This is a genomic window from Armatimonas sp., from assembly GCF_043757465.1.
Lineage (GTDB): Bacteria > Armatimonadota > Armatimonadia > Armatimonadales > Armatimonadaceae > Armatimonas.
In genome coordinates, this window is the sequence record NZ_JAYVPL010000163.1 from 1 (window position 1) to 25282 (window position 25282).

Consider the following 25282-nt stretch of genomic DNA (forward strand, 5'->3'; position numbering starts at 1 on the left):
CCAGAACGCCGCTACGCGGCTTCAGTCGCCTCGGAAGGCGACAGGGCTTATATCCCTACGGCTGAAGCCGAGGGGCTTACGCCCTTATTCGCTAAAACGTAGAAAGTTTGGCGATCATGTAGCAGGTTTGGTGGTCAGGCTTGGCACCTTGGGAGGGTTGTGATTAAGTGAGACTGTATCGACTGCCGTCGCCCCGTGCATAGAAATTGCCCGCGTCGGCGCACCACGAACGAGAAAGAGGCTCATTGCCATGACACCAACAACGACAACAACGACGAACACCAAGACCGTTTTTCAGAAAGCACCTTTTCGGGTACTTGCCACCCTCCTGCTGATCCAGGGCGTGATGATCGGGCAGGTACTCTTACGACCCGCTGCGGCAAAGCCCGGCGCGTCAGAGGACTGCACCAAAATTAGTGTTGAACCGCAGCGAACAGCCTGTTGGTTAAAAAAAGCAAAGGCGGGAGACAAGAACCTGCGTGATTCTTGGCTCAACGGGGTGAATCTGAATAATGCGGATCTGAGTCATGCGGATATGACTGCGACGCGTGCGGTTAAGGCGTATCTGGGTAACGCGAATCTGACTGGGACGAATCTGGGTCTGGCGCATCTGGAGAAGGCGGATCTGCGTCAGGCGAATATGATTGGGGCGGATCTGCGTGGGGCGAATCTGACTGGGGCAAATCTGAATAGGGCGAAGCTGCATAATGCGGATCTGCGTGGGGCGAATCTGACTGGAGCGTCTCTTAATGGGGCGGATCTGACTGGCATCAAGAAAGACAAGGATACCAAGGGCCTCTAACCCTTGTCCTCGTCCACCTACCACATGGGCGGTAGGGACAGCGCGTCGTGGGGGTAGAAGCGAATTCTGCCCCCGCGACTTTGTCTTACCGCCGCGACTTTGTCTTCCTCCCACCACAAGGTTGCTTTATACTTGTAGGCAACGACTGCCGTCGCCCTGTGCATGAAAATTGCCCGTCACCCTTCCTCTCGGATGGGTAGTCGGCGCACCACGAACGAGAAAGAGGCTTATTGCTATGACAACGACAACGACAACGACAACAATGACGAAAACAAAGACCGTTTTTCAGAAAGCACCTTTTCGGGTACTTGCCACCCTGCTGCTGATCCAGGGCGTGATGATCGGGCAGGTACTCTTACGACCCGCTGCGGCAAAGCCCGGCGCGTCAGAGGACTGCAGCAAAATTAGTGATGAAAAAATGCGAAGCATTTGTTGGGCGAACAAAGCAAGTGCGGGAGACAAGAACCTGCGTAATTCTTTTATGCCCGGGAAGGATCTGAGTGGGAAGGATCTGAGCAAGGCGGATCTGTGTGGGGCGCGTCTGGTTGGGACGTATCTGCCTGGGGCGCGTCTGACATCGGCGAATGTGAGTCTGGCGGATCTGCGTGGGGCGGACCTGACTGGGGCGGATCTGAATCTGGCGGATCTGACTGAGGCGAATCTGAGTGGGGCGAAGCTGATTAGGGCGAATCTGACTGAGGCGAAGCTGATTAAGGCGAAGCTGGGTCGTCTGACTGAGGAGGGTATGGCTGGTGCGCCTCCGAGCGCTCTGACTGGTCTGACTAGGGAGGATCTGACTTGGACGTATCTGACTGAGGCGAAGCTGATTAGGGCGAATCTGAGTAAGGCGAATCTGACTTGGACGTATCTGAGTAAGGCGAATCTGACTGGGGCGAATCTGACTGGGGCGAATCTGACTAAGGCGAATCTGACTGGGGCGGATCTGCGTCAGACGGATCTGCGTCAGGCGAATCTGACTGGGGCGGATCTGCGTGGGGCGAATCTGACTGGAGCGAGTCTGAATAGGGCGGATCTGACTGGGGCGAAGCTGTCTGGGGCGAATCTGACTGGCATCATTAAAGACGCGAGTACCAAGGGCCTCTAACCCTTGTCCTCGTCCACATACCACCCGGGCGGTAGGGACAGCGCGTAGTGGGGGTAGGAGCGAATTCTGCCCCCGCGACTTTGTCTCGCCAACAACGACACCCGTAACGACAACAACGACGAACACCAAGACCTTTTTCAAAAGGCTCGATATAGAAATATATCCGTAGAACCTCACTATTGCTGACCGTTGCTTGGCTCGGCGATTTCGACAGGAGAAGAAAATTGATACAAGACAAGACAGACATTGACCGAAAGATCGATGCTCTTTTGGAGAGGGACTCGACTACGGGGGGGATGAGCGCTGCAATGATCGAGGGCTACAGACTCTGGGATAACGAACTTAATCGGGTCTACAAGGCGCTCTTCGCGAAGCTTCCCGCGCCGCAGAAGGGGCAGCTACAAAAGGAGCAACGAATCTGGATCGTTAAGCGCGACGCCAAGTTCAGGCTTATCGACCGAAAGTACGCGACGCAGGGTTCGATGGGCCAGGTGGATCGGCGCTCTGAGCGGATGGAGTTCGTCCGCCAGCGCGCTGTGGAGCTGCGTCGGTTACTCTCTCTAAGGACGCTGAATTAATCAAGCATCGAGGGATGACTTCCTCCTCCGGCTCGGGAGCAGCAGAGCTTGGCACCTTCGCCCTCCTCACTCGAGGTGTTATCGGCGGCACCGTAGCACGGCGCGCGTTGAGTGCCCTAGCGCCCGTTCCTAAAGCCTCATTCCCCGAGGGCAGGCTTTTTCACCTAGTCTACGCCCCTGCGATCCGTGCGAAGCGGGTTGGCTCACGGGCTATCTCGGCTTGGAGCCACTGCTCCATAAGCTGGGCTTTGATGAGCGCATACTCGGAGTCGGCGAAGCGGTTGTTTAGCTCGCCGGGGTCGTCTTGTAGGTCAAAGAGCTCGCCATAAACCTCGCCACGGTAGAGCGTGAGCTTGTAGCGCTCGGTGATAAACGTCCGCAGATGGAGCTTGGTGGGCTGGTGGCGGAACTCCGTAATCACCGAGTCGCGGGCGGAGGCTTCCTCGCCCGTCCAGACCCCAAGCTGACTGACACCCTGCATCTGACCGGGGATCGGAATTTCGCAGGCATCTAAAAAAGTCTCCGGCAGATCAATCAGCGCCTGGAGCGCCGATGAGACCGTGCCTGCGGGGATGTGGCCTGGCCAGCGGGCGAGAAACGGGAGGCGTAATAAATCTTCGTAGTGGAACGCCCCTTTGTACCAGAGGCCGTGCTGGCCAAGAAAATGCCCGTGATCCGTCGAGAAGACCACCAGCGTGTTGTCGGCGAGCCCGCGCTTATCGAGCTCATCCAGAATTCTGCCGATCTCGCGGTCCATCAGGCTGATCATGCCGTAGTAGATCGCGAGGTCTTTCTTTTGCTGCGCCTCAGAAGTTAGGTGCGAGTGAAAGCCGTGGTTGCCGTAGCCGCTCTCCTGCCAGTGCGAGAAATCCGGCGTCTCTTTCTGGGTCTCGCCAAAATGCGGCGGGTTTTTGTCGTGCTCGCCCGGGGTGAGCGTCCCTGGCGTCATGTCTTCGGGATCGTAGAGTGAGGCCCAGGGTTCGGGGACGACATAGGGCGGGTGCGGGTCGGCGAAGCTTGCCCAGGCGAAGAAGGGCTTGTCGTCGGTTTGGGCTCTGTCAATCGCCTCGATGGTCTTATCCGCCACAAAGACGGAGTAGTGCAGCGCCTCGGGAATATCCCATGCGCCACGCCGGGGCTTTGCTTTTTCTTTCTCCGAGCCGCCCCCCGCAAAGTACTCCTCCCAGTGAGCGCAGCCTTTCTCCTCCAGCCAGAGGCCGTAGTGCTGCCCCGCCCAGGCTTCGTCGCCATGGTTGCGGTTGATCTGAATCCAGTCAAAGCCGTACCAGGGGCCAGTGAAGCCGCGCCAGAAGGCTAAGTCGCGGAACTTTTCGGGCGTTTCGAGACTGATTTGAGTGCCCTCGGAATGCAGTGGCTGAAAGTGCGCTTTTCCCAGGAGCGCCGTGAAGTAGCCGTTCTGTCGAAAGACATCCCCGACCGTAGGCACGTCCTCGCCTAGCTTGACCCCGATTGTCCAGCAGCCGTGCCAGCTCGGGTACTGCCCCGTGATCATGGTGGATCTTGAGGGTGAGCAGACGGGATTATTACAGTACGCCCGCTCAAAGCGCATGCCTTCGTCGGCGAGACGATCCAGCGCCGGGGTCTGAAGCTTTTCATTGACACTACCAAGGCAGGAGAAGTGCTGCTGATCGCTGGTAATCAGCAAGATATTGGGACGCTTGGACATACGGGTTGTTTCGACACAGCGGCGTGGACGTCCTGCACAGTAAACGTGCAGGCGCAATCCCGTGTTATAATGCCGCCGTGCCACTTACACGACTTCCGGGCGGCTTGTTGGTCGCCATCGAGGGCATTGATGGGGCGGGTAAGACCTCGGTCAGCACGCTCCTGGCCCAGTACTGCGGCGAGCGCGGGATCGCCTGCCTGCTCTCCAAAGAGCCCACGAGCCTGAGATGGGGTCAGGAGCTGCGCCGCTCCGCCAGCACGGGTCGCCTGACGCTAGACGACGAGCTGGATTTGTTTATCAAAGACCGCCGTGAGCACGTCGAGCGCGTGATCACTCCGGCGCTGGCCGAGGGGAGCGTGGTGATTTTAGACCGCTACTACTGGTCCAACGCGGCCTACCAAGGCGGACGCGGTGCGGATAGGGCGCAGATTCTCGCCCGCAACGAAGCTTTTGCGCCCAAGCCTGATCTCTGCCTGCTGTTGGACGTCGATGCGCAGAGTGGGGGGGAGCGCATCCGGCGGCGCGGCGACACGCCCAATCTCTTCGAAGACCCGGCGGCTCTCACCCGCGCCCGTGCGATTTTCTTGACTCTGGCTGCGCAGACGCCCACGGCCCATACTCTGGACGCTTCAGGATCGCTCAAGTCCGTCGCCGCCGCTGCCCTGCGTGTCTTTCAAGAAACACTTCTGCAAAAGCTTCCCTCTGAGGGCGAGCTACGCGAGAGATTTCTCACGCTTCTGGTATAACTGGCCTAATGAATTGGGTCAGTCTTACTCGTGGCAAGCGAAGTGGGTTCTGGGATGGACTGAGCATTGTGGCAGGCTGTGCCCTAATGGCACTCGGCTTTCGACTCTTTATGAACGGCAACGATATTGTGGCCGGGGGCGTGGTCGGGCTCTCGACGTTGCTGGAGCGGCGCTTTGGCTGGGAGCCTGCCTGGGTGCAGGGGGGGATCAATCTCCCGCTGCTGGTGTTGGGCTTTTGGGGGCTAGGAAAAGCAGCGGGTGTGCGCTCGGCGCTGGGCTCGCTGGTTCTGCCGCTGCTGATGCTACTGACCCGGCCCGTTCCGACACTCACCCACAATCCCCTGCTGGCGGCGCTCTTTGGGGGTGTGGTCTATGGCGCGGGCCTTGGGCTGGTGCTCTCCGGGAGCGGCTCGGTGGGTGGCTACTCCTTGCTGGCCCGACTGGTCACCAAGCGCCTACCACTCTCAGTAAGCACCGCGATCTTCACGCTCGATGCCCTCACGATTCTAGGCGGCGGGCTACTCTTCGGAGCCGAGAAAGCCATGTACGGCCTGATCGCCGCCTTCGTCATGCGCCGCGCCCTCGACTCGGTTCTGCTTGGCTTCTCGCGCACCAAGCTCGCCTTGGTTATCTCCGTTGCCCACGACAGTATCCGTCAAGCCGTTATCGCTGAGCTGGATCGTGGCCTCACGATTCTTCCCGGCACCGGCGGCTACACCGGCGATCCTCGTCCCGTGCTCCTCATCGCCTTGGGCCAGGCCGAAGTTCCCCAACTCCGTACGCTCGTACGCACCCACGACCCTGACGCCTTCATCGTCCTCACCGATGCCGCCGAAGTCCTGGGAAAAGGCTTTCACCGCGAGGGCTAAAGTGACGTAGAATGCTTCTATGGACGATGAGATAGAGATCAGCCCGTGTGGTCAGTGGAAGCACGACCATCCGCCGGTGCGCGATGTCAACACGGAGTTTGCCAAGCAGCAGAGCACGGGCCAGCGTCTTGCCGATAAGATTGCGGGCGCAGTGGGCGGCTGGCCCTTTATTATTATCCAGTCCTGTCTTCTGGCACTTTGGATTGCGGCCAATGTTTACTTTGCCCTGCACCCGGCGCTACTCAAAGCCTGGGACCCATATCCGTTTATCTTGCTTAATCTCGTCCTCTCGTTCCAAGCGGCCTACACCGGCCCGGTCGTGATGATGAGCCAGAACCGCCAGGCGGAGAAAGACCGCCTCACGGCCCAGCGCGACTACGAGGTGGATCAGCGTGCCGAGACCGAGATTGCGATTGTGATGGAGCACCTCTTACACCAAGACCGACAGATCGCCGCGCTCCGGCAAGAGATCGCCAGCCTCCACCGGGCGCTGGAGAGTAAGAGATGACAGTCGCGGAGAAAATTGTGGCGGCGGCACGGGCACAAGTGGGGGATCGGTATGTCGCGGACTATGTCTCGCTCAAGTACCCCGGCGGCGATGTTCCCAAAGGCCAGGGAGCCTGCACGGATGTGCTCGTGCGCTCGCTACGGGCTATCGGTGTGGACTTGCAAAAACTTATCCACGAGGACATGAAGCGCAACTTTGGGCTCTACCCCAAGAAATGGGGCCTGCGCCGCCCAGACTCCAGCATTGACCACCGGCGCGTCCCGAATCTGCGCGTTTTCTTCGCACGTTTTGGCCAGCAACTGCCCTTGGGGAAAGACTTCCAGCCCGGCGATATCGTCACCTGGGATCTGACACCCACCAGCCTCACGCACTGCGGCATTGTCAGCGATAGGAAAAACGCGCAGGGCAGCTACTTCATCCTCCATAACATCGGCCCCGCCGCCAGCGAGGACGACCGGCTCTTCGCCTGGAAAATTACTGGACACTATCGGTTTCCGAAGCGATAGAGTTAGCTTGCCATGAACACCAAGATGCCGAGGATATTCTCCAGCTCCGTGATGGGATACTCGCGCAGGTCAAGCGTGGCCTGGGTGCCTTCGAGCTTCAAAAAGCGCCAGTCCGTGCCACTGGTCAAGACGCCATAGAGGATCGGCTGGCTCTTGCCGCGTTTTTCATTGAAGCGCTGTGCCGCCACCAATTCCGCCAGGCACTGCGCAATCCCCGAAGACAAGTCCTCGCGCTTGGCCTCGGCGACGGCAATCACGGGCGCTTTGATCTCAATGACGAAGGGATCACGGCTGATAAGAAAGTCGCAGAAACCATGGAGGCCACTCTTACGATCCACGTTGAAGGCAACGCCGGAAAAGAGCGAAATCTGGCCGTTCAGTAGCTCGCGAGCCTCCACCAAGATCGGGGCAATCAGCAGCTCCGAGCGCACTTTCTCCGTGCCCTTCCCGACCACCAGCGGCAAATGGCGTTTGAGTACCGCTGTGAGCAAGTCGCTGGGAGCGCAGAGAGGGACTGTACCAAAGAGATTATCTGACTGCGCCAGTGTCAGTCCAAACTGATTCTCCAGCATCTCTAGGGTAAATTGCTCGTAGGACATAACTGTATTCTACCGCGCAAGCAGAGCGTCTCCCAAGGCCCTCAGAGCTGCTTTGGTTGGCTCCAGCCCACACGAGGGTTGTCGTATTTCCAGATCGCCGCGCTGATCTTCTTGATCGCGAGCTCCGCCTCATTGGTGTCTGTCCAGCTCTCGTCCACGTTCTCTTTGGTCAAGAGGGCGAGCGTGATCTCACCCTGGGAAGAGCGAATGAGCCCGACATCTGAGCGGCTCTTGTTCACCGCACCACTCTTGGACGCCACCGAGACCCAGGGCGGGCACTGCTTGGCGATAAGGTCATTGAAGTACTGGTGGGTCAGGATCCGCCGCATCTCATCACAGGCGCTTGGGGAAGCGGCCTGGTTGTCGGCGATCTGCTCCATCAGCCGCACCATCTCACGCGGAGTGGTCATCCCAAGGCCCCACTTCTCCGCAAGTGTCTTAAGCGCCGTCTGCTCTGGCGGAAGCTGAGAGAGCAGGCGTGTCTGCATGAAGCCGTGGCGCTCCAACCAGCCATTGATCTCCATCGCCCCGAGCCAGCGGATCATCATCGCCGTGGCAGTGTTGTCGCTGACCGTGATCATCAAGTGCAGAAGCTCTTTCACCTCTAGCTTCGTACCCAGCTTGTAGTTCTGGATAAAGCCCGCCCCACCTCGCTTGTCCTGATCCGTGTACTCACGGGTATCGGAGTACTTCAGTGTCCCCTGGTCTATGCGCTCCATTGCAGTGCAGAGAATCGCCAGCTTAATCGTGCTGGCCGTGGGAAACGGCTCATCGCCCAGGCGTAGCGCCCACTCATCGTGCTTTCGGAAGTGCACCACGTAGCCCAGCACCCCACGGTGCGCCTCTGCCACTGTCTCCAGCTCCTTACGTAGCCGCGCGGAAACTAAACGCTCAAATGCCATGGCATAGATTCTACCTGACATCGGGGCAGGTAGAATGGAGAGGTGAGTAACGATATCTACGATGTAGCGACAAAGGCCGCCGGGCCTGTGGGGGAGCTGCCCCTCACCGAGGAGATGCTGCGGGAGCGGCCCTCGGGCGATTTATTCGGCCTCTCGATGAACGCGGGGATGGGCTGGGAGCCCTCCAAAGTGGTCGGGCGGGAGTTTTTGATTCTCTCGACACTCGGGGGGATGCGTGGCGAGGACGGGAAGCCAATTGCGCTGGGCTACCACACGGGGCACTGGGAAGTGGGCTTGCAGGTGCGTGAGTGCGCCGAGGAGCTAGCGCGGCGCGGGGCGATCCCCTTTGCGGGCTATGTCTCCGACCCGTGCGATGGTCGGAGCCAGGGCACAACGGGAATGTTCGACTCGCTGCCCTACCGCAACGATGCCGCGATTGTTTTGCGTCGGCTGATCCGTAGCCTTCCCACTCGGCGCGGCGTGATTGGGGTCGCGACTTGTGACAAAGGACTCCCCGCAATGCTCATGGCGATTGCCGGGATGCGTGATCTGCCGTGCGCGATTGTGCCGGGCGGCGTGACGCTTCCCCCCGAACATGGGGAAGATGCGGGCAAAGTCCAGACCATCGGGGCGCGTTTCTCCCACGGGCTCATCACCCTCAAGGAGGCCGCTGAGGCGGGCTGCCGCGCCTGTGCAACCCCCGGCGGCGGCTGTCAGTTCTTCGGCACAGCGGCAACGGCTCAGGCCGTCTCCGAGGCGCTCGGGCTGACCGTTCCTCATGCCGCGCTCGCGCCCAGTGGTCAAAAAATCTGGTTTGATATCGCCACCCGCACCGCCAATGCGATGCTGGCGCTCGATGCAAATGGCATCACGGGCAAGGATATTCTCACTGACAAGTCCATCGAGAACGCCATGCTGGTGCACGCGGCCTGCGGTGGCTCGACGAACTTACTGCTCCACATTCCCGCCATTGCGCACGCCGCCAAGCTGAAGCGCCCCAGCGTGGACGACTGGATTCGCGTCAATCGCTCGGTGCCGCGCCTCGTGGACGTGCTGCCCAACGGCCCGAACGATCATCCGACGGTGCGGCTGTACCTAGCGGGCGGCGTCCCCGAAGTCATGCTCCATCTGCGAAATCTCGGGCTGCTGCATTTAGATTGCCTGACGGTGAACGGAAAAACCATCGGCGAAAACTTAACCGAGTGGGAGAGTAGCGAGCGGCGCGAGAAAGTGCGGCAAGTTCTCCGTGACAAAGACGGCGTGGACCCCGACGACGTGATCTCTGACCCGGAGCACGCCCGCAAGAAGGGCCTCACGAGTACGGTCTGCTTTCCGATGGGAAATCTGGCCCCCGAGGGCAGCGTCATCAAGGCCACGAGTATCCACCCCTCGGTGGTGGGCGCAGACGGCGTCTACCGCAAGACCGGCCCGGCGAAAGTCTTTACGTCGGAGCGCGATGCGATTGCGGCGATCAAGGGGGGCAAGATTGTTGCGGGCGATGTCATCGTCTTAACCTGCCGTGGGCCGCTTGGGACGGGCATGGAGGAGACCTACCAGCTCACCAGCGCCCTCAAGTTCCTGCCCTTTGGCAAGCAAGTCGCGCTCATCACCGACGCAAGATTTAGCGGCGTCTCCACCGGCGCGTGCATCGGCCACATCGGCCCCGAAGCGCTTGCGGGCGGCCCCATCGGGAAAGTGCGCGATGGCGACACCATCGAGATTATCGTAGACCGGGTCAACCTCACCGCCTCTGTCAACCTAATCTCCGACCCCGACTTCGCCACCCGTCCCCTGCGCACAGATTTAGCCCCCGACCCCCAGCTCCCCGACGACACCCGCCTCTGGGCCGCCCTCGTCACCGCCAGCGGCGGCCTCTGGGGCGGCTGCGTCTACGACACCGACCGTATTCTCGCCAAGCTGAAGTAAAATGCCAACCCCTGCCTCAGAGCTTTTCCACCTCTACTGCCAGCAAACCAACCGGCGTGAGGAAACGCTTGGTCTCTCGCGGGACAACAAGCCCCCTGGAGGTATTACGGCTTTGGGGATAGAGCGCTCTGGGACAACACGCGCCTACTGTGCAACCTTCCAGCCCGACGGTACCGTTTTCTACGCAGGGGAAGGCTCCGGTTTGGAAGGCGAGCGCACCGGAAAGGTCGAGGTTGCACCGCTCTGGAGTCTACTTCAGCTTCTCGCCGAGTCCGATCTAAATTCGCTTGCCGATAGCTATCAGTATGCAGCCGACTTCATATATGAAAGCGGGACACTTTTCGATGCCTTTCTGCTCATCCAGAGCGGCGCGGAAAAGCGTGTGATTAAGAGTTCGGATGGTGCAGGAACATCTCTAGTGAAAGTAGCCTTAGACTTGCTAGACCTACTTCTGGATCAAGCGGTCTGGGAAAGGAAGCCGCTGATAATCAACCGTAACCCGCCTTTGCAAGATCCAAGACGCCAGAAACGGTAAAATGCTTTCATGAGTCTTACAATCACCTTGCCACCGGATACGGAGCGCCGTATCGTGGAAGATGCAGTACGTGAAGGGCTTCCCGTAGAAGAGCTGGCTAGCAGAGCGCTTCAGATTCGCTGGGCAACGGCTCCGATGCTCTCCGAATCACAGCTTCTGGCACAGATCAACGAGGGTTTTTCTGAGATGTTCTGGGAGCGCTACCACGCCCTCCAGAAACAAATGCGTGAGGAAACTCTGCCTGAGGAAGTGCGCCCAGCGTATCTGGAAATGGTCGCACAAGTCGAGAAGCGCCAGACGGAGCGACTCAGGCAGCTTTCGGAGCTAGCAAAGCGGCGCGGTGTCGGGCTGCTGGAGCTGATTCGCGAGCTGGGGCTGGAACCCGAGGCATGACCGAGGCGCTTCGGGCGCAGGTACGGGAGCGAGCAGGGCGGCGCTGTGAGTACTGTGGCTATCCCGATTTGATCCGCTCAGGGCCGTTTGCGGTGGAGCATATCCAGCCTCGGAGTGCGGGTGGAAGTGATGATCTCGAAAATACCGCCTGGTCATGTGACCACTGCAACGGGCACAAAGCCGCTGCCACGCAGGCAATTGATCCGGTAACGGGGACAATGGCTCCTCTCTACAACCCGCGCCGTGATGTCTGGAAGGATCACTTTCTCTGGAGCGACGATACCCTTGAGATTATTGGCAAGACACCAACAGGCCGTGCGACCGTGGAACGCTTAAAGCTCAATCGTGAGTCCACAGTCGAAGCCCGCCGTTTACTAGAAGTATGGGGAATGCACCCACCCCAGGCTGAGATAAGACCTATCCGTAGACGGTGAGGTCGGGCTCTGGGACGTCTTTACCGGGGTCGTCGGCGCAGTCGGTGAAGTGGGTGACACGGTTGCGACCCCAGCGCTTGGAGCGGTAGAGTGCCTGGTCGGCCTCGGTGATGAGCTGCTGATCGCTCTCGGTGGTGAGGCTCAAGGTGGCGACACCGACGCTGATGGTGACGGGGCGTTGGGGCCAGGGAGTGTGCTCCACTGCCTCCCGGAAGCGCTCCGCGATGATCTGGGCACCCTGATGGTCGGTGTGCGGAAGAATAATGACAAACTCCTCGCCGCCGTAGCGCGCCACCGAGTCGGTGCGGCGGGCCGACGTCTGCAGAACCTGTGCGATCTTCTTGAGCACCACGTCGCCCGCCGGATGGCCGTAGGTGTCGTTGTAGCGCTTGAAGTAGTCCACATCCAGCATGATCACCGAGAGGGGCTGGTGGTAGCGAACACTCTGGTGGTACTGGGCAGTCAGCTCCTCCTGGAACTTACGGTGGTTCTTGAGGCCCGTGAGGCCATCTACAGTTGCCTGGGTTTCCAGGTTCTCATTGAGCTTCGCAAGCTCTTCCTGCCGCCTCTCAAGCTGCTGGTAGAGATCGTTGAGCTGTGCAAGCTGCTGGCGTGACATCTCTTCGAAATTGCGCCGCGCAGTGATATCGTCGAAGGTGGTGACAACGGCGTAGGGCTCGCTCTCCCCATGATGCATCAATGGTGCGGAGTTGATTGAGATCCAACTGAGCTCGTTATTTGGCTTATGGACCCCCATGACCACGTCCTGCTGAGCGATTCCCTGCCTGAGAGAAACCATCGCCGGATGCTGCTCGCCAGGGAAAGGGCTGCCATCCTCGCGAACCGCCCGCCACTGCGGGTCAAGGGAGCTACGGCCCATCATCTGCTCCTGTGTCAGCCCCAGAATCTTTTCGGCACGCGGATTGCAGACCACGATCTTACCGCTCTTCTCCTGGATCACCAGACCGTCGTGCATTGCCTCCACAGCGGAGCGAAAGCGCTCCTGTGAGTCCTGAGCGACCGTCACCAGGGAGCGCAGCTCAAACTGTGTCATCACCTGCCGGGCCAGTTTTTTGAGGGCATCAAGCTGCTCGCTGCTAAGCGTGCGGGGAGTTCGATCAATAACACAAAGGGTTCCCAGCACCGCGCCGTTGGCTTTGACCAGGGGCGCACCAGCGTAGAAGCGAATTCGAGGCTCGCCCGTCACGAGAGGGTTTTGGGCAAAGCGTGGGTCCGCCAGGGCGTCAGGGACAACCATCACCTCATCGGGAGTTTTGATCGCATGGGCACAGAAAGCCCACTCGCGCGGTGTCTCGTGAGTGCCAAGCCCGTAGCACGATTTGAACCACTGTCGGGTCTCATCCACAAGACTCACCAGGCTAATGGGCGTGACACACAGCAATGCCGCCAGGCTCGTGATATCGTCGTAGGCACGCTCAGAAGGCGTGTCTAGGATATGCAAGTCCTCTAACGCCTGCAAGCGAGCCGCCTCATGGATAGAGCTAAGAGATTCGTCGTTCAATTGTGCTTTAATAGTCGGAGCCACGCGACCGCTTTTGAAGAGTAGGATGCAAAAAACCTTTTTGCTATTGAGCCGCTAGCCGCGCCAGATAGGCCGTCTCCGAGGCCGTCTGTTCCTGAAGCTCTTGTTTGATTTTTTGCTCCTCCGCAGCGACCAAGGGTAGAAGCGCAGCGTAGGCCAAGAAGAGGAGAGCGGCGACCGGGACGGCAGTGCGTGCCGCCCCTATGACTAAGCCCCGTGTTGCCGACACGCGGCGCACGACGCTGATCAGTGCCAGAGCGGCCAGCCAGAGAGCGGGCAGCAAGAGCACCATCCCTGTGCTGAACAGCCAGATCAATAGAGGGGAGGTGAGATCGGTGAGAGCTTCCTCGCCGCTGGAGAGCCCCTGGATCAGGCCCGCAAAACTGAGCCAGGGAGCCAGCCCCGCTTCCAGCCAAAGACCGAGTGCAAGCAAGACCAGAGGGGTAAAACAAAGTGCCAGTCTTGCTCTGCGCACACGCCAGAGTGCCAGCGGCAGAAGCAAGTAACAAAAAGTGAGGATCAGAATCCAGCCCAGCGCCTGTCGCTCAACGGAATCGCTCGTGAGGAAGCGGGTTGCCAGAGCACAAAGCCCACCGAGTACACCGATGATTACCAGCGTCACCAGGAGATTGACGCTCACGAGGTGCCGCGCCAGCTGCGCGGTTATCCGGGGCATTCCGTAGATAGAGCGATCCGTGGCTTGGAAGTAGAGGGATCTATCTTTCTCTCGGAGCGTCTGGCTCTGCTCCAAGTGCGCAATAAACTCGCTCGCGGCCGGATGAGCCAACGCAAACTCTCTCCACTGGCGCAAGTGGGCCACGTGGCGCAAGGCACTGCGCTTCTTTTCGTTGGCTTCTCTCTCTTTTTCGGAGCAGTCTTCGCCGCACTCGGGGGGAAGTCCCAATGATTTTGTGGTGACCGACGGCGCACCGCCTGGGCGCGTGAGCGAGATGGAGACCATGGCAGTGCCCACTAAGGTGCCGATATGGCTACTGGACTGGTCGCGGAGCTTCTCGGCAACGGCAAGTGTGTCGCGGCGCAGGGCAAGACCGCCGGTAATATCGCCCGACTTCTCGTGTTCCACGGCGTGCACCGTTGCCAGCCGGGCCAGAGCGCGGAGCAGGGAGTAGTGGGGGAAGAGTGTCGCCGCCGCCTGCGCGATCTCAGTAATCCCCAGCTGCGGACCACGTGCCAGCCGCCGGAGCTCTCGGACTCCCGTCACTTCGGTGCGAGTGCCATCGTCAAAATTTGGGCAGAGCGCCGCTCGGTGGAGTGCGATCTCGGCCTCGCTGTCGCGCTTCAGTCCGTAGAGCGTCACTGCCTCCATCGTGGGAAAAAAGCCGTTCTGGCTGTCCAGAGCTGCTCCCTGCCGGGCATCGGCCAGAGCGGCCTCCAGCACCACTGCGTCCACCTTGCCGTCTTTCGCCTCCTTGGGCTCCGACGAGAGCTTGCCCTGTTCCACCTCACGATTTTTCAGGCTAATTCCCTCCCGGCAGGCATGGCGCAGGAGCACCGCATTTCGCGGAGCACTCGGCGGGAGGACGCGTAGGGCGGTTAGCAACGCTTCGCGGCCTCTGCCACGGAGGGCTCCGGCAATCTGGAGCGTTGTGTCTGCTGGATGAGCCGCGAGGGCACGGGTGTAGGCGGCTTCGTTGCGCCCGGGCTGTGCCGGAGGAAGCGCCCAGGAGAGCGGGATATCCTCGTGTTTCAGCCCCAGATCGCTCAGCGTTTGAACCAGTGGCCGCGAACCGCTCAGTACTCCGCCGATATGGAGACGTGCCAGCCAGCCCGTCTCTGGGCGAACCAGCGTGAACAAGAGCACCGCTCCGGCAACGACGGCGAGAGCGTGACTGAGTTTTGGCTTCATAGACCATTGGACGCAGTTGCTCGGGCTGAGGTTACGGTACAATCCACCATGTCAATTCCCAACCCCAATAACCCACTTCCGTTTTCGAAGATGGCGCTGCTGCTGGCGCTGGGCTGGGGGCTGACTAATATTGCCTACGCCATCTACGATCTGCCACTGAAATTCGTCTTAAAAGACGAGCTTCACCTTGATGCACAGCAGATCTCGAAGTTTTTCGCGCTGGGCGTTTTCAGCAACTATGTCAAGCCACTGGCCGGAATTCTCACGGATAGCGTGCCGCTCTTTGGGACACGTCGTCGCTGGTATTTGATCCTGAGCCTGTTTTTCTGCGGCATTGGCTGGCTGATCTTAGGAAGCGTTCCCCGAAACTACACGACTATGCTGGCGGTTTTTGCCACGACCTACACCATGGTGATGATCATCTCCACCACGTTTGGCGGCGTCATGGTCGAGACAGCGCAGCGCTTTGCTGCAGCGGGGCGGCTCACGGCGCAGCGGATCGGAATGTTTCGTTTGGGGAGCCTGGCGGGGGGGCCACTTGGAGGCTTCCTCGCCAAATTTCCCTTACTTCTCACGCTGAGCCTCTCCGCTACCCTGCACTTTACTCTGATTCCGATTGTCTGGTTCTGGCTGAAGGAGCCGCAAAAGGCCACTCTCAACAAAGACCTCTGGCGCGAGGCGGGGGAGCAGCTCAAAGGGCTAGTGCAGAGTAAAGTGGTGCTGGCTGCCGCCGGGATGATCTTTCTCATCGCCGCCTCACCGGGCTTTGGGACGCCGTTGTTTTTCTATCAGACGGACACCCTGGGGCTCTCGAAACAGTTTCTTGGCAGCCTGACACTCATCGGGGCAGCGTTTGGGCTACTTACGGCGACGGCCTACCATAAGTTCTGCCAGAAAGGCAGTATGAAGACGCTCCTGATCGCCAGTATTGTGATCCACGCTCTCGGGACGCTCTTCTACCTTTTCTATAAAACTCCCGGAGCGGCCATCGCGATCACCGCGCTTGAAGGCATGACCCAGACCCTCGCTATCTTGCCAGTCTATGACTTAGCGGCACGAGGCACCCCGAAGGGCAGCGAGGCGCTGGGCTACTCGATCATGATGAGTGTCTGGAACCTCACCAACTCCCTCTCCGACTGGATTGGCTCCACGCTCTTCACCAAGTACAGCTTTGACTTCTCCCACCTCGTTTGGCTAAACGCCAGCACGACCGCGCTGGTCCTGCTGGTGATTCCCTTTTTGCCCAAAGCTCTGATGGCAAAAACAGATGGAAGTTGATTCTAAGGATTGGCTATGGTAGACTTTGCGCGGCAAGCTCACTTGGTTATTCTTTTATGAAATCTATTTTTAGGCACATCAAATCCGTCCCCATTTTAGGTGACTTTCTTGTCGGGATGAAGGCAAAAATCACTGGAAAATGGAAAGAGGATCCTTCATATTGGTTGGGATTAATGGTGCAGGCAAAGCAAGCTCAAGTGGTTCAGATTGGCTCGAATGATGGCACCTCTAATGATCCGATTCACCGATTATTGATGAAAAATCAGCAATGGAAAGCATTACTTGTTGAACCAGTTCCTTTTGTCTTTGAGCGTCTGAAAAAAAACTACGGAACGTCTTCACGATTTGCATTTGAGAATCTGGCGGTAGGTGAGGATGAGAGTCTGGATTTTTACTGGGTATCTCAGGAAGCAAAAGTTAAGTTTCCGACGATACCTTATTGGTACGACCAAGTTGGATCTTTTAGTAAAGATCATGTTCTTCATCACTTTAGCGAATTTGAAATAGAACCTTATATTGTTAGTGAGAATGTTAAAATTATTTCTTTTTCTAGATTAATTGAAATTAATAAAATTAATAAAATTGATATATTACATATTGATACAGAAGGTCATGATTATAAAGTGTTGTCTATGGTTGATTTTTCTGAAACGCAACCAATCTGTATTTTATTTGAGTTTAAGCACTTGTCATTTGAAGAAAAAATTGCCTCTAGTGAGTTGTTATCGCCTTTTTATGATCTATTCTTAATAGGCGAAGATGTTTTGGCTGTCCACAAGGGGCTTCCTATATCCATTCGTTCTAGGTTTAATATCCTTTCTACCCCTATATTGTGCGGGTCTGTTGTCTAAATTACTTAGTGTTCTTTAGGTAAGATGCAGGACGTCATTGGTCTGCCAGAGAAGTTTGTGATAAACTCCGCAGAGTCAGGCGGCAACTGTCGCCCGGAAAATATGTCATGCTAAACTCCTACATTCCGGTTCTGGTGATGGGGCTGGTCGCCGTTTTACTCTCGGCGGTCTTTATTCTGCTCTCCGCTGTCCTTGGGCCGCGCCGTCCTTCGCCCCAGAAAAACAGTCCGTATGAGTGCGGCGTGACTCCCATCGGCTCGGCACGGGAGCGTTTCCCGATCAAGTTCTATCTCATCGCCATGCTCTTTATCCTCTTCGATATCGAGACTGTCTTTCTCTATCCCTGGGCGGTGACCTATGGTACCAGTGGTGCCATGATGCTCTTTAACCTTGCGGAGATGGGGCTGTTTGTGGCGATTTTGTTCGTGGGCTACATCTATATCTGGCGTCGCGGCGCCTTCGAGTGGGGCTAGGAAGTTAGAGTTACTATGAGCCAGGAAACTGACCAGCCGTTTTTGACGGCGTCACTGAACAAGATGGTGAACTGGGGGCGTAAGAACTCACTTTGGCCTGCGACTTTTGGGCTCGCGTGCTGTGCCATTGAGATGATGGCCTCCACCGACAGTCGTTTTGATCTTTCTCGCTTCGGCTCCGAGGCGTTTCGTGCCTCGCCGCGTCAGGCAGATTTGATGATCGTCAGCGGGCGTGTCTGCAAGAAAATGGCCCCGGTTCTGCGCCAGGTCTACGACCAGATGCCCGACCCCAAGTGGGTAATCGCGATGGGCGACTGCGCGTCCAACGGCGGGGTTTTTAACAACTACGCCGTGGTGCAGGGCGTGGATCAGATAGTCCCCGTGGACATCTACGTCCCCGGCTGCCCACCCAGCCCCGACGCACTGATCCATGCCGTCATGGAACTTCAGAAAAAAATCGATAAAGAGCGCTTTAGCGAGAGATACTAACAAACAATGGTAGACGTTGATGTTCGTCTGGGACTATCTGGTTCAGATCTTGCGATTCGTGAGCGGACTTTTAAGGCTGACCTGACGCGCCTGGCTGAATCCAATCTCACGGTCGAGGACTCGGCGGAAGTCAAAGCACTCGTCGAGGCAGGCTACGGTGCGGAGATTGTCGCCAGCAAGCGCTTCCGGGGCCAGGATTTTTTGACGGTGCGTAAAGAGCGCATCGTGGGATTACTCACCGTTCTGCGTGATCACGCAGCACTAGACTACAAGCTCGTCTCCGATATCTTCGGGGTGGACTTGTTGGGCTTCGAGACAGAGCCACGCTTCGAAGTCGTCTACAGTCTTTACTCGCTCAAGACCTACCGACGGGTTGTCGTCAAAGCGCAAGTCAGCGAGGACGATCTGACCATTGATACGACAAGCGGCGTCTGGCTGGCGGCGGAGTGGGCCGAGCGCGAGATTTTTGATCTGTTTGGGATCACGTTCAACCACCACGCCGATATGCGCCGCATCCTCATGCCCGACGACTGGGTGGGGCACCCCTTGCGCAAAGACTTCCCCCTCGGCGGCGAGGAAGTTGAGTTTAGCCACAACGTCCGGGAGCAAGCGAAGTAAGCCATGAGTGCGTCTTTATCTTTAGAGAAAGTCCCACAAGCTGGGATTGAGATCGAGCGGTATCTGGATCCGGAGACGGCTCAAGAGACCATGACCATCAACATGGGGCCCTCGCATCCGTCTACCCACGGCGTGCTTCGCCTCGTGCTAGAGCTAGACGGCGAGACAGTGGTGCGCTGCACGCCGCATATTGGCTATCTACACACGGGCATCGAGAAGACCATGGAGAACCTGAGTTATTATAAAGCTCTGGTGCTCACCGACCGCGAGGACTATCTCTCGAATCTGTGCAACAACTTAGCGTACTCGCTCGCCGTCGAGAAGCTGCTGGAAGTGGCGATTCCTCCGAAAGCGGACTACATGCGCGTGCTGCTCAATGAGCTGGAGCGGATCGCCTCGCACTGTCTGTGGCTGGGAACGCACGCCCTGGATATCGGCGCGATGAGCATGTTCTTCTACACCTGGCAAGATCGCGATAGAGTGTTAGAGCTCAAAGAGCATCTCTCGGGCGTTCGCACTAAGACTAGCTGGATCTGTCCGGGTGGCCTGCGCGGCGATGCGCCGCAGGGCTGGCTGGAGCGCGTTCGGGCATTTATGGACTACTTCCCCGCGCGCATCGAGCTCTACGAGGGGCTACTCACCAATAACCCTATCTGGGTCGAGCGCACGCGCAGTATCGGGATGCTCAGCGCCGATGAAGCCATTGCCTTTGGAATGGCGGGGCCGAGCCTGCGGGCAAGTGGTGTCGCCTTTGATTTAAGAAAAACCAACCCGTACTCGCGCTATGAGGAGTTCGACTTCGATATTTGCGTGGGCCAGTACGGCGATGTCTACGATCGCTACCGGGTACGCATGGCCGAGTTCTGGGAGTCGCTCAAGCTCTGCGAGCAGGCGTATGCGAAAGTTTTGGAGATGGGCGAGAAAGCCCCCGTCCGAACGGCAGATCGCAAAATCGCCCCGCCGCCCCGCGCCGAGCTGGATACTTCCATGGAGGCACTGATTCACCACTTTAAGCTCTTCACCGAGGGATACCATCCGCCGGTCGGGGAGGCGATTGGAGCCGTTGAGGGGCCGCGCGGCGAGAAGGCTTACTATATTGTCAGCGATGGCTCCAACAAGCCCTATCGTGTGAAGATCAAGGGGCCGAGTTTTTATAATCTCCAGGCGCTCCCCAAGATGTGTGAGGGGCGCATGGTGGCTGATGTGGTTGCTATCATCGGCTCGATTGATATCGTTCTGGGAGACATTGACCGTTAATGGGCAAGTTCACGGCGACGGATAAGGCGCGGCTTGATGAGCTGATCTCGCGCTACCCCACCAAGAAGGCGGCGCTTCTGCCCGCTCTCTGGGTGGCTCAGGAAGTCTATGGTGGCTGGCTGCCGCTGGATGCGATGGAAGAAGTTGCGGTGCACTTAGAGCTGCCCACGGCGGATGTACAAGGCGTCGCGACGTTCTACACGATGTACAATAAAGAGCCGCGCGGCCAGCATGCGATTGAGATCTGCCACAATGTGAGCTGCATGGTCCTGGGGGCTGAGCAGCTTATCCAACACTGCGAGCGCCGTCTGGGAGTTTCTGCGACGGGCGAGACCACCACCGACGGCATTTTTACGCTGGCACGAGTCGAGTGCCTCGGGGCGTGCTGCAACGCTCCGGCAGTGCAGGTAGGCGGAACGTACTACGAAAATGTGAGTTTTGAGCGGATGGATGCGCTGCTTGAGACACTGAAAACGGCATCGAGCGAGGTTGTGAATCCACCGCAGGCGGGCTTGCCAGAGATGAAGGAGCTTTAGATGTCTCTTAAGACGATACTCAAGAGCATACTGCTCAAGGTGGCTCCACAGCAAGTGGAGGCTCTGCTGAGCAAACGCCAGCATGAGCATATCCGACGCTTCGAGGAGAGCCTGGGCCTGCCGGAGCTTCAGACACGCTACCAGAAAGAGCATCCTCTGTCGGTACAGCGTGGACCTTTTTCAGGGATGAGCTATATCGCGGAGGCAACAGGCTCGATGTTTATTCCCAAGCTGATTGGCTCCTATGAGGCTGAGCTAGCCCCCATTGTCCACGATGCCATTGCGCAACAACCCCGCGTGGTTGTTGACATTGGCTGCGCCGAAGGCTACTACGCCGTGGGAATGGCGCGTGCCCTCCCCGCCGCGCGCATATTTGCTTATGATATGGATCCTCACGCACGGACACTCTGTCGCCAGCTCGCAGAGCGGAACGGGGTACAAGATCAGGTCGAGATTCGGATAGAAGCAAGTCGTGCCGAGCTCAACACCATCCTCGTTCCGGGAGCCTTTGTCATCTGCGACTGTGAGGGGTGCGAGTCTTTTGTCCTGGATCCGGTAGCCTGTCCCGCGCTCGCCTCCTGCGATATACTGATCGAACTCCATGAGTTTCTCAGCAAGGGAACCACGGCTCGCTTGGAAGCCGCGTTTTCCTCGTCCCATACCCTTACTCGCCTATCACAAACCCTGCGTGATCCCCATAGCTACCCGGAGCTGAAGGGATTCACTGCGGAGGAGCAATCAAAACTAGTGCAGGAGTTCCGTCCTCCGGATCAGCAGTGGATGCTTCTGAAGGCCAGAACGAGATAATGAACTATGTCTGAACAACCCCAGCTACTCTACAAGCATCGCCACGTGCCGGGTATCAATACAATTGATGTCTGGTATCAGTACGGTGGCTACGAGAACTTCAAAAAAGCACTCGCTATGAAGCCCGATGCCGTCATTGAGGAAGTGAAAGTCTCTGGTTTGCGTGGGCGTGGTGGTGCGGGCTTCCCAACACACATCAAGTGGAACGCCGTACCAAAGAACCGGGATGTTGAGCACTATTTAATTATTAATGCCGATGAAGGTGAGCCAGGAACTGCCAAAGATCGAGATTTAATGAACGGTCTGCCACACTTATTAGTAGAGGGTTGCTTAATCTCGATGCACGCGATTCGGGCCAGCAAGTGCTACATCTACATTCGTGGTGAGTACATTGAGCCCTGGAAGAGCGTTCAGAAGGCAATCAACGAAGCCTATGCTGAGGGATTGTGCGGCAAGAATGTTCTGGGCTCGGGGCTGGATTTTGATATCTACACGCATCTGGGAGCAGGAGCATATGAGTGTGGCGAAGAGTCCGCGCTAATGAGCTCCCTGATGGGGGAGCGCGGGATGCCGCGCATGAAGCCGCCCGCCGCGCCTCTACCGATGATCTCGGGAGCATGGAAGCGGCCCAGTGTCGTTAATAACGTCGAGACGGTCGCAACTCTCCTACCGATTATTGAGATGGGGGGGACTGAGTACGCGAAAATCGGCTACGGCTCGCCGCGCTCACGGGGCACCAAGCTTTTCTCGATCTCGGGGCATGTGGAGAAGCCAGGTGTGTATGAAATTGTCTTAGGGACGCCGTTTAGTGAAGTACTAGAGCTTTGTGGCGGGGTTCGAAAAGGGCATACACTCAAAACCTATATTCCCGGTGGCTCCTCTATGGGTTTCGCGCCTCCTACTCCGCTGGACTATCCGTTTGACTACGAGGGTATTCCAGCCAATACGAAAACGCTCGGTTTGGGATCGGGGGGGCTGATTATCTTCGATGAAACAACGCCCATTGTGCCGATTACGCAGCGCTTGGTGGATTTCTATCACCACGAGAGCTGTGGCAAGTGCACTCCCTGCCGCGAGGGGCTCAACTGGCTCAGCAAAATCTACAGGCGCATTGTTGCTGGTGCGGGCAAAGAGAGTGATGTGGACCTGATCTGGGACATATGCGATAGTATCCGGGGAAAGAGTTTCTGTGCTTTAGGTGAAGGGGCAATATGGCCCGTAATGACGAGCTTATTGCTCTTTAGAGATGAGTACCTTGCCTACATTCGGGGCGGGAAGGACGCGATGGGCGACTTAACTACCATTGGTCTGGATACTATAACGATGATTAAGGAAACACTATGATTAAAGGCCAAAAGGTAATGGTGGTGATGCCCGCCTATAATGCCGCCAAAACTCTTGAGCAGACAATCTCTGAGATTCCCAGTGATGTGGTTGATGAGATCCTTTTGGTGGATGATTGCTCCAAAGACGAGACGATTGAGGTCGCAAAGCGTTTAGGAATCCCCTATGTTGTGCACACGAAGAATCGCGGCTATGGTGGTAACCAGAAGACATGTTATACCGAAGCCCTTAAACGGGGAGCTGATATTGTTGTAATGTTACATCCTGACTATCAGTATACGCCCAAGCTCATTGGGGCAATGGCGTGGCTTGTGGGGTCTGGCGAGTTTGATGTGGTTCTTGGTTCTCGAATTCTAGGTAGTAGTGCGTTAAAGGGAGGAATGCCTTACTGGAAGTACGTGGCCAATCGCTGGCTCACGGGTATCGAGAATATGCTTTTGGGGATGAAGCTCTCGGAGTACCATACGGGGTATCGTGCGTTCTCCCGAAAAGTGCTGGAAACTCTCCCTCTGGAGGAGAACAGTGATGACTTTGTCTTTGATAATCAGATGCTTGCTCAGACGGTTCGTTTTGGCTTTCAGATCGGTGAGATCTCCTGCCCAACGAAATACTTCCCGGAGGCATCCTCGATTAACTTCAAGCGTTCCGTTATCTATGGTTTTGGTGTGCTGGGGACCGCTATCGCCTTTCGGCTGCATGTGATGGGCATAAAGCACTCTAGAATATTTGAAGATAAGGGTAAGAAACTATCTGGCTTGGTGAACTAACATCCTCGCAAAAGCCGTCCATTGCAGCTTTTTAGGTTCGTTTTAAGAAATGAGTATTGGTCAGAATGAAAATTAATCTTCTTAAGAACTTCTTTTTTACTGTTGGGATTCCTATAGTATTACTGATTATTGCTCTTATTTTTGTCAATCCATTTTTTGAAGCAAGTATATTTGATGAATTTTCCTATTATTTCTTGGCTGTATCTTTTTATGAAAAAGGAATAATTGAATATAATCGATGGGGAGCTATGCCTATGATTTTTCAGTGTGTTTGGGCATTTCCTTTTCTGAAATTTCTTGGTGTTTCATTTAAGACATTAAAAATTGCAAACTTATTTTTTTGCTTTGGATCTATAGTATTAATATATTTAGTTAGTTGTGAGTATGGGTTATTTTCTAGATATAGAACAGCTTTGGTAAGTTGGGTTGTGTCAGTACCTTATTTTTGTCTGTTGTCATGGTCATTCATGACTGATTTGCCCGCTTTGTTTTTTTATACACTCTGTTTGTATATTTCTTTAAAGATTATAAGTACCGATAGGATTATAAGTACCGATAGGAATTTTGTAATAAGTATGGCTTGGGTTTTTATTTTCGGGGTTATTGGAGGGAGTATAAGGCAATCTCTATGGTTGCCTCAAATCTTTACTTTCTTGTTTTTTGCTTGGAAAAACAAGCATATTCCGTCGAGGCTGTTCTGCACAGTATTGTTATTATTTTTAACACTAATCTCGTTTCTTATGATCCATAAATGGTTTTATGGACAACCACAAGCAGATGCAAATTTTACGTCTATTGATTTATATGGATTCAAAAGTAAATTAAAACTTGGATTATTTTCTATTTATGAAATACTTTTGTCACTTTCGTTATTTCTATTTCCATTCATAGCAATGTTTAATTTTAATCGGATTTCAACTTTGAAAGCAAGTTCCTATATAAAGCCAATACTGATAACTATTGTGTTGCTAGCCATATCAAAGCATTGGTCGTTCTGGCCATATCAAATGGATTTTAGATTTCCATTTTTGAAACCAGAATGTTCATTTTTTGAAATTTGCCATCCTGATGGCGCGATTCCTAATTTTGAGATTAAATTTATAGTGAATATCATTTGTATAATTAACATGAGTGTATTTATATCAGTTATTTCATTTAAGTCTTTAGTATCACATATTTTAAAAAGGGACGATCTTTTTCTATTTGCGTTGTTAGTGATTGCTAATTTGATAGGGATATTTATTAGAAAAGTATTTTTTAGGGCGCCTGCGTTTGATCGCTATTTTTTACCATGTCTTTTTGTAATTGCGATTCCTATGATACAGAAGATTTCTGAACATAGAAAACAGTATGTAAATATTTTCATTTTTTGGGGAATTGTTTTTAACTTATGTTGTCTCTGCTCTGACCGTTATTTTTTTGCTCGATACAGAGCGCGTATCGAAACGGTGCAGGAAATCTCAAAACATTATAAACGAGAAGAAATTCTCTCTGGGATGGATTTGGATGGTTTCTATCAGATTGAAAAGAACCATGTTATTGGTAATAGAGAAATGAAAATCGGAATGAAATATGAATGGGTTGTTAATTTGAGTATGTTTAATCCTAAAATATTGATATCTATTGATCGTAAGCCTTATCGCGGTTTTTATTTAGTTCGAGAGATTGTTTTCGACTCAGGTTTTCCACTAGGTAAAGGGGCTTTGTACGTATATGCTGAGATCGAGAGTAAGTTTTGATTAGAGGCCAAAGGTAATGGTGGTGATGGTCATGAAACTTTGCCGGTTGTCGCTATGGGAGGCCTGATAGAGGGACAGGGCGTTTCCCATGTAGCTCCCCGCCGAAACCAGCAACAGGCAAAA

At 55.7% G+C, this 25282-nt stretch carries 27 protein-coding genes; 22 read left to right on the top strand and 5 right to left on the bottom strand.

Annotated features, from left to right (window positions below; genetic code table 11):
* Positions 1-250: 250 nt before the first annotated feature.
* The 3 genes from ACH2ED_RS23280 to ACH2ED_RS23290 all read left to right on the top strand — a co-directional run bounded on the left by ACH2ED_RS23280 (position 251) and on the right by ACH2ED_RS23290 (position 2485).
* Positions 251-802 (top strand): pentapeptide repeat-containing protein, encoded by a 552-nt coding sequence (locus ACH2ED_RS23280; RefSeq protein WP_395095144.1) that lies wholly within the window; start codon positions 251-253, stop codon positions 800-802.
* 235 nt (positions 803-1037) lie between these two features.
* On the top strand, positions 1038-1907 hold the full coding sequence (locus ACH2ED_RS23285; protein WP_395095145.1) for a pentapeptide repeat-containing protein: 870 nt from the start codon (positions 1038-1040) through the stop codon (positions 1905-1907).
* A 224-nt stretch (positions 1908-2131) separates the two neighbouring features.
* Positions 2132-2485: a lysozyme inhibitor LprI family protein gene (locus tag ACH2ED_RS23290; protein ID WP_395095146.1), complete on the top strand. Its 354-nt coding sequence runs from the start codon at positions 2132-2134 to the stop codon at positions 2483-2485.
* A gap of 169 nt (positions 2486-2654) precedes the next feature.
* Here the strand turns inward: ACH2ED_RS23290 and ACH2ED_RS23295 are convergent, their stop codons facing one another.
* The gene (locus tag ACH2ED_RS23295; protein WP_395095147.1) at positions 2655-4172 is read right to left on the bottom strand and encodes a sulfatase; all 1518 of its coding nucleotides are present in this window, start codon (positions 4170-4172) and stop codon (positions 2655-2657) included.
* Between the two features lie 77 nt (positions 4173-4249).
* Here ACH2ED_RS23295 and tmk point away from each other — a divergent pair, with 77 nt between their 5' ends.
* From tmk to ACH2ED_RS23315, 4 genes are read left to right on the top strand one after another with little or no spacing between them, the layout of a single operon-like run.
* Positions 4250-4918, top strand: coding sequence for a dTMP kinase (gene tmk / locus ACH2ED_RS23300; RefSeq protein WP_395095148.1), 669 nt, complete (start codon positions 4250-4252; stop codon positions 4916-4918).
* Positions 4919-4926: 8 nt separating this feature from the next.
* Complete coding sequence (locus ACH2ED_RS23305; protein ID WP_395095149.1) at positions 4927-5787, top strand: YitT family protein; 861 nt, start codon at positions 4927-4929, stop codon at positions 5785-5787.
* A gap of 19 nt (positions 5788-5806) precedes the next feature.
* Positions 5807-6295, top strand: a complete 489-nt coding sequence (locus tag ACH2ED_RS23310; protein WP_395095150.1) for a DUF1003 domain-containing protein — start codon at positions 5807-5809, stop codon at positions 6293-6295.
* On the top strand, positions 6292-6801 hold the full coding sequence (locus ACH2ED_RS23315) for a DUF1287 domain-containing protein (RefSeq protein WP_395095151.1): 510 nt from the start codon (positions 6292-6294) through the stop codon (positions 6799-6801). The genes ACH2ED_RS23310 and ACH2ED_RS23315 overlap by 4 nt, the downstream gene beginning before the upstream one ends.
* A gap of 2 nt (positions 6802-6803) precedes the next feature.
* On the opposite strand, the gene ACH2ED_RS23320 is transcribed toward ACH2ED_RS23315, so the two are convergent.
* Complete coding sequence (locus ACH2ED_RS23320) at positions 6804-7400, bottom strand: hypothetical protein (protein WP_395095152.1); 597 nt, start codon at positions 7398-7400, stop codon at positions 6804-6806.
* A 41-nt stretch (positions 7401-7441) separates the two neighbouring features.
* Positions 7442-8302 carry a serine hydrolase gene (locus ACH2ED_RS23325; RefSeq protein ID WP_395095153.1) on the bottom strand — a complete coding sequence of 287 codons (861 nt, stop codon included), beginning with the start codon at positions 8300-8302 and terminating at the stop codon, positions 7442-7444.
* Between the two features lie 42 nt (positions 8303-8344).
* On the opposite strand from ACH2ED_RS23325, the gene ACH2ED_RS23330 reads away from it, so the two are divergent.
* From ACH2ED_RS23330 to ACH2ED_RS23345, 4 genes are read left to right on the top strand one after another with little or no spacing between them, the layout of a single operon-like run.
* Positions 8345-10228 carry a YjhG/YagF family D-xylonate dehydratase gene (locus tag ACH2ED_RS23330; RefSeq protein ID WP_395095154.1) on the top strand — a complete coding sequence of 628 codons (1884 nt, stop codon included), beginning with the start codon at positions 8345-8347 and terminating at the stop codon, positions 10226-10228.
* 1 nt (position 10229) lies between these two features.
* Entirely contained in the window at positions 10230-10763 is a 534-nt protein-coding gene (locus ACH2ED_RS23335; RefSeq protein ID WP_395095155.1) for a hypothetical protein, read from the top strand.
* 9 nt (positions 10764-10772) lie between these two features.
* The gene (locus ACH2ED_RS23340) at positions 10773-11156 is read left to right on the top strand and encodes a hypothetical protein (protein ID WP_395095156.1); all 384 of its coding nucleotides are present in this window, start codon (positions 10773-10775) and stop codon (positions 11154-11156) included.
* On the top strand, positions 11153-11590 hold the full coding sequence (locus ACH2ED_RS23345; RefSeq protein ID WP_395095157.1) for an HNH endonuclease: 438 nt from the start codon (positions 11153-11155) through the stop codon (positions 11588-11590). The genes ACH2ED_RS23340 and ACH2ED_RS23345 overlap by 4 nt, the downstream gene beginning before the upstream one ends.
* On the opposite strand, the gene ACH2ED_RS23350 is transcribed toward ACH2ED_RS23345, so the two are convergent.
* The gene (locus ACH2ED_RS23350; RefSeq protein ID WP_395095158.1) at positions 11574-13112 is read right to left on the bottom strand and encodes a diguanylate cyclase; all 1539 of its coding nucleotides are present in this window, start codon (positions 13110-13112) and stop codon (positions 11574-11576) included. The two genes, ACH2ED_RS23345 and ACH2ED_RS23350, sit on opposite strands and share 17 nt — an antisense overlap.
* Before the next feature lie 64 nt (positions 13113-13176).
* Positions 13177-15000: a hypothetical protein gene (locus tag ACH2ED_RS23355; protein WP_395095159.1), complete on the bottom strand. Its 1824-nt coding sequence runs from the start codon at positions 14998-15000 to the stop codon at positions 13177-13179.
* 48 nt (positions 15001-15048) lie between these two features.
* Between ACH2ED_RS23355 and ACH2ED_RS23360 the strand changes: the two genes are divergently transcribed.
* The 11 genes from ACH2ED_RS23360 to ACH2ED_RS23410 all read left to right on the top strand — a co-directional run bounded on the left by ACH2ED_RS23360 (position 15049) and on the right by ACH2ED_RS23410 (position 25159).
* The gene (locus ACH2ED_RS23360; protein ID WP_395095160.1) at positions 15049-16278 is read left to right on the top strand and encodes an MFS transporter; all 1230 of its coding nucleotides are present in this window, start codon (positions 15049-15051) and stop codon (positions 16276-16278) included.
* Positions 16279-16334: 56 nt separating this feature from the next.
* Positions 16335-17129, top strand: a complete 795-nt coding sequence (locus tag ACH2ED_RS23365) for an FkbM family methyltransferase (protein ID WP_395095161.1) — start codon at positions 16335-16337, stop codon at positions 17127-17129.
* Positions 17130-17236: 107 nt separating this feature from the next.
* A complete protein-coding gene (locus ACH2ED_RS23370) occupies positions 17237-17602 on the top strand; it encodes an NADH-quinone oxidoreductase subunit A (RefSeq protein WP_395095162.1) in 366 nt (121 codons plus the stop codon).
* Between the two features lie 15 nt (positions 17603-17617).
* Complete coding sequence (locus tag ACH2ED_RS23375) at positions 17618-18091, top strand: NADH-quinone oxidoreductase subunit B (protein ID WP_184203798.1); 474 nt, start codon at positions 17618-17620, stop codon at positions 18089-18091.
* 90 nt (positions 18092-18181) lie between these two features.
* Entirely contained in the window at positions 18182-18709 is a 528-nt protein-coding gene (locus ACH2ED_RS23380; RefSeq protein WP_395095180.1) for an NADH-quinone oxidoreductase subunit C, read from the top strand.
* Positions 18710-18712: 3 nt separating this feature from the next.
* Positions 18713-19966 (top strand): NADH dehydrogenase (quinone) subunit D, encoded by a 1254-nt coding sequence (gene nuoD / locus ACH2ED_RS23385; protein ID WP_395095163.1) that lies wholly within the window; start codon positions 18713-18715, stop codon positions 19964-19966.
* Positions 19966-20502 (top strand): NADH-quinone oxidoreductase subunit NuoE, encoded by a 537-nt coding sequence (gene nuoE, locus ACH2ED_RS23390; RefSeq protein WP_395095164.1) that lies wholly within the window; start codon positions 19966-19968, stop codon positions 20500-20502. Before nuoD ends, nuoE begins: the two co-directional genes overlap by 1 nt.
* Positions 20503-21309: a class I SAM-dependent methyltransferase gene (locus ACH2ED_RS23395; RefSeq protein ID WP_395095165.1), complete on the top strand. Its 807-nt coding sequence runs from the start codon at positions 20503-20505 to the stop codon at positions 21307-21309.
* Positions 21310-21315: 6 nt separating this feature from the next.
* Positions 21316-22653 carry an NADH-quinone oxidoreductase subunit NuoF gene (gene nuoF / locus ACH2ED_RS23400; RefSeq protein ID WP_395095166.1) on the top strand — a complete coding sequence of 446 codons (1338 nt, stop codon included), beginning with the start codon at positions 21316-21318 and terminating at the stop codon, positions 22651-22653.
* Positions 22650-23420 (top strand): glycosyltransferase family 2 protein, encoded by a 771-nt coding sequence (locus ACH2ED_RS23405; RefSeq protein ID WP_395095167.1) that lies wholly within the window; start codon positions 22650-22652, stop codon positions 23418-23420. The genes nuoF and ACH2ED_RS23405 overlap by 4 nt, the downstream gene beginning before the upstream one ends.
* A gap of 65 nt (positions 23421-23485) precedes the next feature.
* On the top strand, positions 23486-25159 hold the full coding sequence (locus ACH2ED_RS23410) for a hypothetical protein (protein ID WP_395095168.1): 1674 nt from the start codon (positions 23486-23488) through the stop codon (positions 25157-25159).
* The last annotated feature ends 123 nt before the right edge of the window (positions 25160-25282 follow it).